Origin of the sequence: Paenibacillus pectinilyticus (assembly GCF_001700435.1) — a bacterium.
Classification (GTDB): domain Bacteria; phylum Bacillota; class Bacilli; order Paenibacillales; family NBRC-103111; genus Paenibacillus_E; species Paenibacillus_E pectinilyticus.
Map to the genome: position 1 here is coordinate 845,230 of NZ_LYPC01000028.1, position 13,906 is coordinate 859,135.

Sequence of the window (13,906 nt, forward strand, 5' to 3'; positions counted from 1 at the left end):
TCCCGCTGCTACAGCAACTTTCGCATCACATACCAACTGTCTGAGCCATCTGGGTACCAATATACATATAGTGGTCAACGGGTTTAAAACGTGCTGATCCCATCACCTGCAAGCCTTCCCACGCCAGTGCAGCACCACCGCCGATTTTGAACACATGGATGGTATTTTCCACCGTTTCCGAAAGCGCACCTGAAGGTGGCACAAGCTTGCCGCTGTATTCCTTAAATGAGGCTACCATAATGTTAAAAATGAGCTCCGAATCGTCGATGGTTGCTGATTTGATTTGTAGGGTCATTGGTGCTCCGCTTTCCTTATGTAATCAGGAACTCTTCGCATGAATCGCTCTGCATCTGGCTCAAAATCATACTGCTTATACAACTCATGCGCATCCTTTGTTCCGAGCAACCCCATGAGATCCTTCAGTTCATCGGAGGTCGTGAGAGATTCCATCAACTTTTTGCCGATCCCCATTCCTCTGTAATCTTCATCGATAAATACATCACATAAATAGTACATCGTCGCATGATCCGTGATGATTCTAGCATAACCGACCTGTTTAGAACCTTCGTAGACACCATAGCAAATGGAATTCTCGATGGAACGTAACGTTCTTTCCTCTGGCCGCTTATTGGCCCAATAGCTGCGGGATAGAAATACTTTAATTGTATCTACATCTAATCTTCCCTTATCATCGCTGATAACAAATTGATTCCAAGTAATCTCCATATCGATCGTCCTCTCCCTATAGCCAAATAACTTTCCTAATATTTTACATTCCATGTATCACCCGTGTTTCCCTTTAAAATCCCCGTATAAAACGTACACGGGATATCGGATGGGTCTCTCCAACATCCCGAAGTGAATAACCAATCCAATGGAATGGGAATCTAATGCAGGAACAGACGTAAACGAATAGGGAGTGAACAAGAGATGGGAACGATGACAGCAGTGGACAGCTCTTCACCACCAACTGGAACAGTTCAAAAAACACTTGGCCAGTATTTGTTCGATTGCCTGAAGATGGAGGGGATTACTGACATTTTCGGCGTTGCCGGAGACTATAATTTCACACTATTGGATACGCTCGAGCGGTATAACGGCATCCAGTTTAGACGTGGACGGAACGAATTGAACTCCGGTTATGCGGCGGATGGCTACGCAAGGATCAAAGGTATATCCGCTCTTATTACGACTTTCGGAGTCGGGGAGCTCAGTGCCTGCAATGCGATAGCAGGAGCTAACAGCGAGCATGTGCCCCTGATTCACATCGTAGGCGCGCCTCCTGACATGGATCAGAAGAAGCATAAGCTGATGCATCACACGCTAATGGATGGAAATTTCGACATCTTCCATAAGGTGTATGCGCTGCTTACAGCTTATACGGCAGTGCTGACGCCGGAAAATGCCGAAATAGAAATTCCTGCCGCGATTCGCATGGCAAAAGAAAAGAAAAAACCAGTATATCTGGTTGTTGCTGATGATTTAGTAACCAAGCCTATCATAACCCGGAGTGTGCCGGCGTCGCCGCGACCATCTTCCAATCTGAAAGCCCTTCATGCAGCAACAGATCATGTCCGCCAGCTGCTAGAGCGTGCCCACCAGCCTGTCATTCTGGTTGATGTCAAATCCATGCGCTTCGGCCTAGACAGCGCGGTTCGGCATTTGGCCGACGCCATGCATGTACCTGTTGCGACAATGATGTACGGAAAAGGATCATTCGACGAAACCCATCCGAATTATATCGGGATGTACGAAGCCTCTTTCGGAAGCGCTGAGGTCCAAGCCACAGTAGAACAGGCAGACTGCGTCATTGCGATAGGCATGGTGTGGGCAGACACGAACACCGCTAACTTCACCGCGAAGCTGAATCCACTGGTGACTATCGATATTCAACCCGATATGGTCAAGGTCGCAGAAGCGGAATATCCCCATGTGTTCGCAGCCGACATGCTGCTTGCCGTGCAGAAGGTGGGGTACAAAGGGCAAGGCTTGGCGGGAAAAGCGACTTTCCCCTACGACCAAATAACCGGCCGTGCCGATGAACTACTAATGGCTGCCAACTATTATGCCCGCTTTCAGCAGATGCTGAAAGAAGGGGATATTGTGATCGCCGAGACGGGGACATTCGCCAATGGGATGGCGGAGGCAAGGCTGCCGCGCAATGTAACGTATATCACCCAAGGAGGCTGGGAGTCCATCGGTTATGCCACACCATCGGCATTCGGTGCCAGTATCGCTGCGCCCGACCGACGAGTGCTGTTATTTACAGGTGATGGTTCCTTGCAATTGACAGCCCAAGAGATCAGCTCCATGCTCTATTTTGAATGCAAGCCCATGATCTTCGTCTTGAACAACGATGGGTATACGATCGAGAAATATTTAAATGTCCAAACAGAGGATCAAACGTATAACAAAATTCCGCGCTGGTCCTACACCAAGCTGGCCGAGGTTTTTGGAGGCGATGCGTTTGCTGTAACTGTCAGGACCTATGGAGAGCTTGACCAGGCAATCATTCAAGCTGACAAAGAACGCGCCCAGAGACTCTGCATCATTGAAATGATCGCCGCGGATCCGATGGATGCCCCCGAGAATATGCGTCGTATGCGCAACTATTTGGAGAAGCAAGAGAAACAACGAAGCCAGAATTAGAAGCTTCAAATAAGACAATAGCAAAAAAACCACGCAGGACGTGGTTCACTCATAGATACTATCGTAGATACTGTTATACATGGCAGATTATTGTCTTGGTGCTGACACGCTTGAGCGGACAAGGAGTTCCGTAGGCAGTACAAGCTGCTTACTAACTTGGCGGCCCTCAAGCATGTCAATCATCATTTGGGCAGATTGATAACCGAAACAATTTCCTTTAAATAGAGGTCATCCAGCCGGATGCCCATAATAATGCCCCCGCGTCGCGCTTCCGCTGGCTAGACCGCCGCTCGCGGCTATGGCCATCTTCACCTCAGGTTAAATACGTTTAAAGGCCAATACATCTCGTATTGGAACTATATCATGGCATCTTCAATGATTTTCACACTGCCGGCCTTGCTTGTTTATGTATTCGGTAATCGATTCTTTATCAAGGGCATTACTTTTACAGGAACCAAATAAAGGGAAATACTAAACCGTCGGATTGGTCTGGCGGTTTTTTATTTTGGATAAACGTAAGTGTGTTACACTGTTGGAAAATACAGATAGAGGTGATGCGTATGCGTAAAATCGCAGTCATTACTGGCGGAGGTCAAGGCATAGGACGAGCCATTGCTCTTGCTTTTGCTCAAGAAGGGTATGGCATTTCCATAGCGGATATTCATCCCGACAAAGGTTTGGAGACTATTGAACTCCTTCGTCCCTTTACAGAGGATGCACTCTTCATGAAGGTTGACGTTTCTAGGCAAGAGGAAGTCGAGCAATGGATGGAACGTACGGCTTCTGGTCTTGGCGGCATCGATGTGTTGGTGAATAATGCAGGGATCATGCATAATACCGATGTGTTGGAACTTAGCGCCGAGCAATTTCAGCGGGTCATTTCCGTTAACCTGGGAGGAACTTTCCTCTGCTCGCAGGCCGTAGCCCGCATCATGAAAGCGCAAGAGCGTGGCGGCGCCATCATTAATCTCTCTTCAACCAGAGCAACGATGTCGGAGCCTAATACCGAGGCCTATTCAGCTTCCAAAGGAGGCATCTCCGCGCTAACTCATGCGATGGCCATTAGTTTAGGCAGCTATGGTATTCGCGTCAACGCGATATCGCCAGGATGGATTGAAGTACGGGACGAGGGCAGCTTCGTCCATACCGAAGTGGATAAAAGCCAACACCCCGTTGGCAGAGTGGGCAGGCCAGAAGATGTTGCAGCAGCTTGCCTTTATATAGCTAGCGAAAAAGCAGGCTTCATTACTGGTCAGAACCTGACAATCGATGGCGGTATGACCGTTAAAATGATGTACGCAGAGGAATAATCGCCCAGCTCATTCCATAACATGGTAACAATGTTTCTCCTATGTTAGGGGATGGATAACAAATCCGATATAGGAAATCCTATTCCCTAAATCAGGAAGGGGTGGGCTGAGTGGACAATGAGACAACAACTCCTCAAGAACAAGAGACCGCACACGTGGCAGAAGTTGAGTTTAATCACGATTACGATCTGATTCGTGCCTATGCCGAACAATTGAATGGCGGGGTCGAAGTCGGAGAAGAGTAACCGCTCGAGTTGGAGATGAGTACCGTAGATGAGTGCCGTAGATGAGTGCCGCAGATGACTGCGGCATTTTGTTTTGCAGATGCCCCCGATTGACGGCATGTATCTGGTGGTTGAACAGCAGCCTTTGAGTTGAAAACTGCGAATATGCAGGTTTTTCTGCTACATTTAGTTAATTTCAATGTATTGTTGCAAAAATACATCCTTTTTATGCCTATATTCCATTTCATCAGCAAATGGGAGATCATACCTGCATATTCGCAGGTATTACTCGGAGTCACAAAAAATGCTCCTAAATTCATGCATTTTCGCAGGAATTAGGAGCTTCTGGGCTTGCTTAAATGTCGGCGATTTCCGTATACACAATTAGACGCTCACCGTTGTCTTTTCTTTCATCGCACCACCTGGCACAGGGGGCTTCTTGTACTGCACGCCTGCAGTGTCGGCCTCCCGCAGCGTGAGGGAGAACCCCCACGCTGCGAGCAAAAACCCGGCCGCGCCTAGCAACGCGACCTGATACGCCACTCGGCTGGTCGCCTCGCTGGCAGCACCCACAGCAGCGGCATCCGCCGTTGCTGCGGACACGGCCGCCAGCAGGCTGCCGAGCAAAGCCACCCCCAGCGCAGAACCTAACCGGTTCTGCACCTGAAAGAGCGTAGCCGCCTGCCCCATCTGGGCCGGCTCTACACGGGCAAAGGCCAGGAGCTGCAGCGCTCCGACCGCATGCCCCAACGTCAGGCCGCCGCTGAGCAGCAGCCCACGGACCAGCCATGGGTTCGTGTCAGCACTCACCAGGCAGAGCAGAGCAAAGACCACCATCGCGCATGGCAGTGCGAGGCGAATCAACCGCCGAGGACCAAGCTTCGCCACCGACCTCGGCATGAGCTGTGACGCGGCCATGAGGCCCAGCGCCTCGGGAAATGTCGTCAGGCCGGTGTGCAGCGCCGACGTTCCGAACACATCCTGCAGCATCAGCGGGAATATGTAAAGCATGCCGAGCAGCCCCGCTGCCGTACAAAGCGCGATCATGCCCGTCGTCCGATACAGCCGATCCGTAAACAATCGCAGCTGAAGCATGGGCTTATCGGTTCGCAGCTCCACGAAAACCAACGTTGCGAGGAAAATCACGCCGATCAGTCCCGTGATGACGATCTCAGGCGAAGCCCAGCCACGCGCTGTCCCTTGACTCAGCGCGTAGATCAGCATCGCGAAGCCTGGTGCGCTAAGCAGAAATCCAGGCAGATCAAGCTTGCCGACGGGCTGTTTCCCGCTTTCTTTTAGCCAAATCAACCCAAATACAATGGCAACAATTCCGATCGGCACATTGATATAAAAGCACCAACGCCATGACAACTGCTCCACGAAAAATCCGCTCACAATCGGCCCTAGGGCTGGAGCCACCGCGATAGGTAAAATCAAAGAACGTGAAATGTTTGCCCTCTCTTGCGGAGGAAAGGCTCTGAACAGCATCGCCATCCCAACGGGTGCGATCAGACCACCCCCGATCCCTTGCAGGATACGGAAGAGGATCAGCTCCCCAAGGATCGATGCGAAGCCACAGCATACCGAGGCAACGGTAAACAAGGTTACCGCGATCATCAACATCCGTTTGCCGCCGAAGCGATCACCGAGCCAACCCGCCATCGGCAGTACCAATGCGACTGAAACGAGGTAACCGATGTTAACAATGCCGGCTGCTGCTGGTGAAATTTGAAGCTCCTCACAAATAGACAGCAGTGCTACATTCACAATCGTCGCATCCATCGCGACCAAGAACATCGCCGCCACGTAAACCATTCGGATCACGGTCTGCGGCGTCAAAAGCTTTTGCGTCGTCATCCGCGATCTCCGGCTGCCACTTCAGTTATGCTCTCCGAAGCTTGCCGTGGACGCATATCTGTCCAATGGGCTTCGATGTAAGCCAAGCAGGCTTCTCGATCCTGCCCAAACACCTGCGTCCACCCCGCAGGAACTAAAGCAAAAGCCGGCCAAAGTGAATACTGGCCAACATCATTAATCAATACAACGTACGCGTCGTCTTTATCCTCAAAAGGGTTACTCATTCGCTATTCTCTCCTCATCTTCATCGCTTCCTTGGCTCAATGAACTCGCTTGCCCCTATTTCTGGGTGCTCATTGTTTCATCGATACAAGCGGGGCCAACCCCCGCTCACTCGATTCATCTCTTCCAATTTGCCTGATAAAATACGACCAATCTCCGCCAAAGGACCAGGCTGGCATAAGTCTTTGTGCCGGCAGGCCAAATCGTACTGCTCGATCTCACCATCGATGTAATCTTTCCACGTATCTGGCGCGATGGGCTCGAACCAATCTGGAATCACCGTGGAGTGCACGAACAGCAGATTGCCTGTGAATTTGCCTGGACGATACGTAGCCAGAATACGCACGGAGTTCACATACGTATCCTTCAAGCTCATGATGACGGACGGCTCCAAGCTCGCTAATGCACTGCCGTCACTCCTCAAAATATCCACGGCCGCCGCCATATCCAGTGGTTTCCCCTCGCCTAAACTGTCGGGATCATACCCGCCAAGCGCCAGCAAAGCGATGAGCGCTTCTTCTTCATTCGGTCCTTCGCGAAGCGGCAGGAAGTGACTCGGGAACGCATCGAGCATCACAAGCATGGCAATTTCCTCACCATCTGCCTGCAGGAGGGATGCAACCGCATGTGCCACGTTGCCGCCCAGCGACCAGCCGAGCAAATAATACGGGCCATGCGGCTGCACCGAGCGAATATGTGAAATATAGTCAGCTGCCATTTCCTGCAAATCGCCAGGAAGCGGCTCCCGCCGAGCGATACCTCGGGCTTGCAAACCATAGATCGGATAATCCGGTCCGAGTGATTTCATTAAGCCGGCATAGCACCAGCTAAGGCCGCCTGCCGGGTGGATGCAGAACAGTGGCGAGCGTTTGCCGCTTGTTCGCAGAGGCAGCAACACCTCCAGCGCACCTGCGCTGCCGCCGCCTTCCAACCGTTCGGCTAAGCCGGCTACCGTCGGCGCCTCGAATAACGTGCCGATGCTCAAGGACACGCCTAGCGCTTCGCGTATGCCGCTCATGAGCTTAACGGCTAGCAGCGAGTGGCCTCCCAGATCGAAGAACCCGTCGTCGATGCCGACTCTCGGCAGCCCCAGCGTATCTGCGTACAGATCGCAGAGAATTTCTTCTTGCGGCGTGCGAGGCCCTCGGCCCGCAGCAGATAATGAGAAGTCCGGCGCAGGCAGCGCCTTGCGATCCAACTTCCCGTTCACTGTAAGCGGGAGCTCTGCCAGCTCTACGAAGGCCGATGGCACCATATAGCTCGGCAAAGCCATTGCCACATGATGGCGCAAAGCCATGACATCAACGCTCACTTTCGAATCGCCGATCACATAAGCAACCAATCGCTTATCCCCAGGTGTATCCTCACGTGCAATAACCACTGCTTGCGACACACCATCAACCTGCGCGATAACCGCTTCGATTTCACCGAGTTCGATGCGGAAGCCGCGGATTTTGACCTGATGATCGATGCGTCCGATATAATCGAGCGTTCCATCGTGACGCCAGCGGGCCAAATCACCCGTTCGGTACATCCGTGTACCCGGTGCCCCATAGGGATCAGCCATGAATCGATCCGCTGTTAAACCCGGACGGTTCCAGTAACCGCGCGCTAAACCAGCGCCTGCTACATACATTTCGCCCGTTACGCCTGGCGGCACATGTTGTAGATATGCATCCAGCACATACACGCCAAGATCTGGAATCGCGCCGCCGATGAGGCTATTCGCCTTACTTTCCGTCATGTCACGAGTAATCGGATAATAACTAACATGAACGGTCGTTTCCGTAATACCATACATATTGATGAGCTTCGGCGCATGATCTTCATGCCGTTCGTACCAATCCTTCAGATGACCAAGATCCAACGCTTCTCCGCCAAAAATCACATACCGAAGCGCCAAAGCCTGCCCTTGCTGCGGATTTTCTTTATCTGCTTGCATGAGCTGATAAAATGCCGAAGGCGTCTGATTGAGCACGGTCACTCCCTCGTCACACAGCAACTTCAAAAACTCATCCGGCGAGCGGGTGATCCGGTGTGGAACCACGACAAGACGTCCCCCGTGGAGCAAAGCGCCCCATATTTCCCAGACGGAGAAATCGAAGGCATAAGAATGAAATAACGTCCATGTATCCTTCTCATCAAAATAGAACCAATGCCCCGTCGCTGCGAACAATCGCACGACATTACTGTGCGGGATGACAACGCCTTTGGGCTTGCCTGTCGAACCCGAGGTATAAATGATATACGCCACGTTATCCGGCGATAACGGCGCAACGCGATCCGCATTTGTCGGATTACATTCGATATAACGGCTTAGAACTTCACTCGTCTGCGGTTCATCCACGATTAGAACCTCTTCACCGCTCAGAATGGCAGCTGTCTCCAAGCAACCAATCACGCAAGATGGCTGGGTATCTTCTAGCATGAACGCCAAGCGATCCAATGGGTAATCCGGATCCAGCGGTAAGTAGCCAGCGCCAGCTTTTAGCACGGCGAGTACCCCCACTAGCATCTGCGTCGATCTCGGAAGGAGCAAGCCAACGATCTGCTCAGGGCCTACACCTTGGGCGATGAGGTAATGAGCAAGTCGATTCGCCTGCACATTCAGCTCGGCATACGTCAGGGACTCCCCTTCATACACGACGGCTACTGCATCTGGATATTGCTGAACTTGCGCCTCGAACAATGCCACCACATTGGTTGAGACAGGAATCTGATCTTTCATCAACCGTTCAGCATCAACAACATGACTCAAGCGTTCTTCCTCTGTCAAAATGTCCAACTGTCCAATCGGCTTATCCGGCTCTGCCCAAGCTTGCTCCAGCAGAAGCTGTAAGCGGGAGGCCAGCTTCTCCACAGTTTCACGTTCGTACAAATCGCTGGTGTACTCGAACCAACCATCGATACCCGCCGGGGTACCATCTTCCCCTCGCCGTTCACGGAATTCAATCGTCAGATCGAATTTTGCACGCCCCACCGTATCCAGGCGTAGCTCCGCGTCGATACCCGGTAGGGTAAGTGCAGGCTCGGGGGTGTTTTGGAAGGCGAGCATAATTTGAAAGAGCAGATGCCTAGCTCTGGATCTAACCGGGTTAAGAATTTCAACCAATCGCTCGAAAGGTACATCCTGATGATCATACGCAGCAAGATTTACACCTCTTACCCGCTCCAAAAGCTCGTGGAAGCTCGGATCGCCCGACGTATCCGTCCGCAAAACGATCGTATTAATGAATAATCCGACTAGATCACCTAACGCATCATCGTTACGTCCAGCTATTGGACTGCCGAGTGGAATATCCGTGCCAGCTCCCAGTCGGGTAAAAAGTGCCGCTAGTCCCGACTGTATTACCATGAACAAACTCGTTCGGCTTTCACGCGCCAGCCCAAGCAACTTGGTATGCAAATCAGGCGGAATATGGATTGCTAGGGTGTCCCCGCAATGCGTCGCTTCCGCAGGACGCGGATAGTCGGTCGGCAGCTCCAGCTGATCAGGCAAATCACGAAGCGCGTTGCGCCAGTAGTTAACTTGACGTGCAATTAAGCTATTCGGGTCACTCTCGTTGCCGAGTAATTGCTCCTGCCATATCGCATAGTCAGCGTATTGTAGTGGCATCGGTGACCAGCTCGGTGCTTCCCCTCGGGATCGCGCCTCATAAGCGGCAGAAAGATCGCGCGTCAGCGGATCCAACGACCAACCATCTCCGACTATATGATGCAGAAGCAATAGCAGGACATGTTCTTCCGCATCAAGGTGGTACAAATACGCCCGGAAGGAAGGCTCCTTCGCGATGTCAAACCCATAGCGAACTGCGAGCGCAAGCTCATTTGCCAGCTCAGCTTCGGAAATCGAGGAAGTTTGCAGCTGTACAGGACAGTTCAAGCTATCCAAAACAAGCTGTGACGCTTCCCCATTCTTCTCCGGGAAAATCGTACGGAGTGTCTCATGTTTTTGCACCAAATCTCGCAGCGCAGCTTGCAGAACCGCCTCATCCAGCGCTCCCGACAAACGTGCAACAAGCGGAATATTATAGGTCGGGCTGGGCCCTTCCAGACAATTCAGGAACCATAATCGGCGCTGGGCAAAAGAAAGCGGAGCCTCTGCCATCCGAACCGCCGGACGGATCGGCGGTCTTGCCGCTGCGGCGGAATCGATTCGTTTCGCGATGCCCGCGACGGTTGGGGATTCGAACAAGCTGGCAATGCCAAGCTCAACCCCCATGACCTCACGTATGCGGCTCATGAGTCTTCCAGCTAACAGCGAATGTCCGCCTAGATCGAAGAAGTTATCATCGATCCCAACACGAGGCACCGCCAAAATTTCAGCAAAGAGTTCACGGAGAATGTCCTCCTGTGGTGTACGTGCTGCTCGACCCGCTGCATTCGTTTGGTAATGCGGCGCTGGCAAAGCTTTGCGATCTAGCTTACCGTTCGGAGTGAGCGGTAAGTCATCTAGGAAGACGAAAGCCGACGGCACCATGTACTCTGGCAGTCCCGCAGCCAAATGCTCGCGTAAAGCGGCTGCATCCACGATTGCCCCGACAGTCGCAACTAAATAAGCGACAATCCGCTTATCGCCAGGCTGGTCTTCACGTACAACGACCGCAACCTTGAGAATATCCGGATAGTCCGCGATAACGGTTTCGATCTCGGAGATTTCGATGCGGAAGCCGCGGATTTTGATCTGGTGATCGGCACGCCCACAGTAGTCTAATGTGCCGTCTGGCAGCCAGCGGGCAAGATCACCTGTGCGGTACATCCGTGAGCCTGGAGGGCCGTACGGATTCGCGACGAAGCGCTCCGCTGTCAGCGAAGGGCGCTTTAAGTACCCAATCGCCAAGCCATCGCCAGCGATATATAAATCACCCGCAACACCAGCGGGTACGGGCTGCAAGCCACTATCCAGGATGTACATTTGCGTGTTCCAGATCGGCCGTCCAATGGGCGGCTTACTGTACGCAGCCGATTCCTGGCCTGAAAAAGCAATAACCGACGACCAAATCGTCGTTTCCGTAGGTCCGTAGAGATTGGTGACGTGACAATCTAACGAAAGGAGATCACCCAGCAGGCTATTCGCGAGAGCCTCACCCCCGACTAAAACACGGAGACCGCGAAGCGACTCTGGTGCTTGCTCCACAAGGGCATGCCAAAGCGACGGAGTCGCTTGCATCAGCGTGGCACCGGAATTTCGAATCATTTTAGATAGCGCTGCGGGGTCTTGAATCGTGATTTTATTAGCCACATGGAGCTGTGCTCCGTGTAATAGAGGCAGGAAGATTTCGAGTACCGAAATATCAAAAGCAACCGTGGTAACCGCCAGCCACCGATCGTCCGCACTTAGCTCAAATTGCTCCTGCATGGCAAGAAGGAAATTCGTGAGATTGCTATGCGAGATGGCAACACCCTTCGGCTTACCGGTAGAGCCCGAGGTATACAAAATATAGGCAGGATCCAGCATAGAAGGCAGACTCAGACGTTCCCCATCACTCAAATTGGTATCTTCAAACAAAGCTAAGCGATCCACAGTACCTGCCTCGTCCACCACAAGGTAGACCTGTTCGGTACCCATCTGCGGCAGTCTGGGGGATGTTTCTTGGTTGGTAATGGTGATCAGCGTCTGCGCATCTTCCAGCATATAGCCAATACGATCAGCCGGATAATCGATGTCGAGCGGCAAGTAAGCTGACCCTGTCTTATGTACAGCTAGCATGCTGACGATGAGATCCACCGAACGCGGTAAGGCAAGCGCAACGATACGCTGCGGTCCTGCGCCATGGGCGATCAGGAGTCGAGCCAATCGGTTGGCGCGCGCATTTAAGGTGGCATACGTCACCGTTTCTTCTTCATGAATAACCGCTGGACGACGCGCACTCCACACCGCTTGGATTTCAAACAAATCCGTTGTTCGCGCCGCCGTCACCAAACGAGCCGTGTTATTCCATTTGGTTAAACTTTCTGCCCGCTCATGGGGAGCCAACAGTTCAATTCGCCCAATCGCCTCAGTAGGAGGAGTCTCGACCAGTTTGCCGAGAAAAGGAACGAAACGTTGATGATGGGCACGCAATTCCGCATGGGTGTATAACTCCGGATTGCCATCCATATCGATTTGAATACCGCTACCGTCTGCTTTCAAATACACATTAATCGCCAAATCATCAACGGGTCCTGCTGATAAATTGGTTTTGCTGCCTGCGTGTTCATTGAAATTCAAGCTGATGTCAAAAGGCATGATATTGACCAATGGTCCAAATAATCTGCGATTATCTCCTACGCGTTTCAGGTCGCGACGCAGTTCCTCATGCCGATAGCCCTGATGCTTGCGAACCTCGCGAATCTCGCGCCCAACCTGTTGTACCAGCTCAGAGATCAGCATCCCTGGCTTCACCGCTAAACGGAGCGGCACGATATTCATCACCATCGCCGGTGTATTCAGCGAGACCGAGCCTAATCTGCCCATCATCGGCAAGCCGAGAATAATTTCCGAAGCGCCCGTGAGCCGGTGCAAATAGGACGCTACCGCTGCAAACACAAGATCGGACCATGCCGCCGAGTACTGTCCAGCTGCGTTACGTAGGCTCTTCGCCTCAGATGGCGAAAGCTCCGTGGTGCAACGCAAGAAATGATTCGCAGGCCTGGGCGAGCGGTCAACAAGACTAACCGCATCCGGCTCATCCGCAAAACGACTCAACCAGAATTCACGATCCCTCCGCGCTTTGTCTGAGCGGCGATAGTCCTCATCCTCATCGAGCACAAGCTGCCAGGAACCGAAGCTTCCTTCCGTCAGCGGGAGATGGTTCATCATCGCTGTATATACGTGGGCTACCCGCTTCGTAAGGAGGGAGAAGCCATACCCATCCATCACAATATGATGAATACGTTGGTACCAGAAATAGCGGTCCTCTCCTATTTTGAACAACGCCTCCGTAAATAAGGGACCCTTCGTTAGGTCGCACGGAGTCGCAAGATCTTCCTCCATCCAGGCACTTGCTGCTTGTTTAGGGGCTTTATGCTGGCTGACATCTCGATAGCTAAAAGGCCAAGCTAAGCTCGGATTCGTTACTTGCCAATGGCCCTCCCCATCCTCTTGAAAAAGCACCTGAAGCGATTCCGCTTCTTGAATGACCTGGCGCAGCGCTTTTTCGAAAGTGACGACATCTATCGACCCGTTAATCTCGACATATTCCCCTGTATTGTACATGGGGTTGCTGGGATCCAGCTGTTGGGCATACCAGATGCCCGATTGCGCGCCCGATAAGGGACGACGCAGCGTTGAAGCGACAAGCATGTAAGCAACCTCCTTTTGTTTAGCAAAATGATGGGCAACCGCTCGTATGGAATCGGAAGCTCCGTATTCTAGTATTATGAGATGGAAATAGTCGGTTTTATCGACCATTTCCGCCTGTAGGGACTCGAGCTCTAGCCATTTAGCTGGGGGTTCCAGCTATCTCCGCTCGTAGAGCCTCGAGCTCTGGCTAGTTAGCTGGATTTTCCAGCTATATGCACTCGTAGGGCCTCGAGCTCTGGCCAGTTAGCTGGATTTTCCAGCTATCTCCGCTCGTTGTGCCTCGAGCTCTAGCCAGTTAGCTGGATTTTCCAGCTATCTCCGCTCGTAGGGCCTCGAGCTCTAGCCTGTTAGCTGGATTT

At 52.2% G+C, this 13,906-nt stretch carries 8 protein-coding genes and 1 pseudogene; 4 read left to right on the forward strand and 5 right to left on the reverse strand.

Annotation, left to right across the window (positions count from 1 at the left end; translation table 11 throughout):
* Positions 1-25: 25 nt before the first annotated feature.
* Both A8709_RS31285 and A8709_RS31290 read right to left on the reverse strand, forming a co-directional pair.
* Positions 26-295 carry a hypothetical protein gene (locus tag A8709_RS31285; protein WP_065858620.1) on the reverse strand — a complete coding sequence of 90 codons (270 nt, stop codon included), beginning with the start codon at positions 293-295 and terminating at the stop codon, positions 26-28.
* On the reverse strand, positions 292-726 hold the full coding sequence (locus A8709_RS31290; RefSeq protein ID WP_065858622.1) for a GNAT family N-acetyltransferase: 435 nt from the start codon (positions 724-726) through the stop codon (positions 292-294). Before A8709_RS31290 ends, A8709_RS31285 begins: the two co-directional genes overlap by 4 nt.
* A 204-nt stretch (positions 727-930) precedes the next feature.
* On the opposite strand from A8709_RS31290, the gene A8709_RS31295 reads away from it, so the two are divergent.
* From A8709_RS31295 to A8709_RS35560, 4 genes and pseudogenes are all read left to right on the forward strand, one after another.
* Positions 931-2,649: an alpha-keto acid decarboxylase family protein gene (locus A8709_RS31295; RefSeq protein ID WP_065858624.1), complete on the forward strand. Its 1,719-nt coding sequence runs from the start codon at positions 931-933 to the stop codon at positions 2,647-2,649.
* Positions 2,650-2,908: 259 nt separating this feature from the next.
* Positions 2,909-3,111, forward strand: a pseudogene (locus A8709_RS35340) (carbohydrate ABC transporter permease); the annotation flags it as partial.
* A gap of 98 nt (positions 3,112-3,209) precedes the next feature.
* Positions 3,210-3,959 carry an SDR family NAD(P)-dependent oxidoreductase gene (locus A8709_RS31300; protein WP_084225654.1) on the forward strand — a complete coding sequence of 250 codons (750 nt, stop codon included), beginning with the start codon at positions 3,210-3,212 and terminating at the stop codon, positions 3,957-3,959.
* A 110-nt stretch (positions 3,960-4,069) separates the two neighbouring features.
* The gene (locus A8709_RS35560) at positions 4,070-4,204 is read left to right on the forward strand and encodes a hypothetical protein (protein WP_279615907.1); all 135 of its coding nucleotides are present in this window, start codon (positions 4,070-4,072) and stop codon (positions 4,202-4,204) included.
* 363 nt (positions 4,205-4,567) lie between these two features.
* Here the strand turns inward: A8709_RS35560 and A8709_RS31305 are convergent, their stop codons facing one another.
* The 3 genes from A8709_RS31305 to A8709_RS31315 all read right to left on the reverse strand — a co-directional run bounded on the left by A8709_RS31305 (position 4,568) and on the right by A8709_RS31315 (position 13,547).
* Positions 4,568-6,040 (reverse strand): DHA2 family efflux MFS transporter permease subunit, encoded by a 1,473-nt coding sequence (locus tag A8709_RS31305; protein ID WP_065858627.1) that lies wholly within the window; start codon positions 6,038-6,040, stop codon positions 4,568-4,570.
* Positions 6,037-6,264, reverse strand: a complete 228-nt coding sequence (locus tag A8709_RS31310) for an MbtH family protein (protein ID WP_065858629.1) — start codon at positions 6,262-6,264, stop codon at positions 6,037-6,039. The genes A8709_RS31305 and A8709_RS31310 overlap by 4 nt, the downstream gene beginning before the upstream one ends.
* A 77-nt stretch (positions 6,265-6,341) precedes the next feature.
* Positions 6,342-13,547: an amino acid adenylation domain-containing protein gene (locus A8709_RS31315; protein WP_065858631.1), complete on the reverse strand. Its 7,206-nt coding sequence runs from the start codon at positions 13,545-13,547 to the stop codon at positions 6,342-6,344.
* Positions 13,548-13,906 lie beyond the last annotated feature (359 nt).

Excerpts from the sequence above, each read along its gene's own strand:
- A8709_RS31290 (WP_065858622.1), bottom strand. The coding sequence starts at position 726 with ATGGAGATTACTTGGAATCAATTTGTTATCAGCGATGATAAGGGAAGA.
- A8709_RS31315 (WP_065858631.1), bottom strand. The coding sequence starts at position 13,547 with ATGCTTGTCGCTTCAACGCTGCGTCGTCCCTTATCGGGCGCGCAATCG.
- A8709_RS31310 (WP_065858629.1), bottom strand. The coding sequence starts at position 6,264 with ATGAGTAACCCTTTTGAGGATAAAGACGACGCGTACGTTGTATTGATT.
- A8709_RS31305 (WP_065858627.1), bottom strand. The coding sequence starts at position 6,040 with ATGACGACGCAAAAGCTTTTGACGCCGCAGACCGTGATCCGAATGGTT.
- A8709_RS31295 (WP_065858624.1), top strand. The coding sequence starts at position 931 with ATGGGAACGATGACAGCAGTGGACAGCTCTTCACCACCAACTGGAACA.
- A8709_RS31285 (WP_065858620.1), bottom strand. The coding sequence starts at position 295 with ATGACCCTACAAATCAAATCAGCAACCATCGACGATTCGGAGCTCATT.
- A8709_RS31300 (WP_084225654.1), top strand. The coding sequence starts at position 3,210 with ATGCGTAAAATCGCAGTCATTACTGGCGGAGGTCAAGGCATAGGACGA.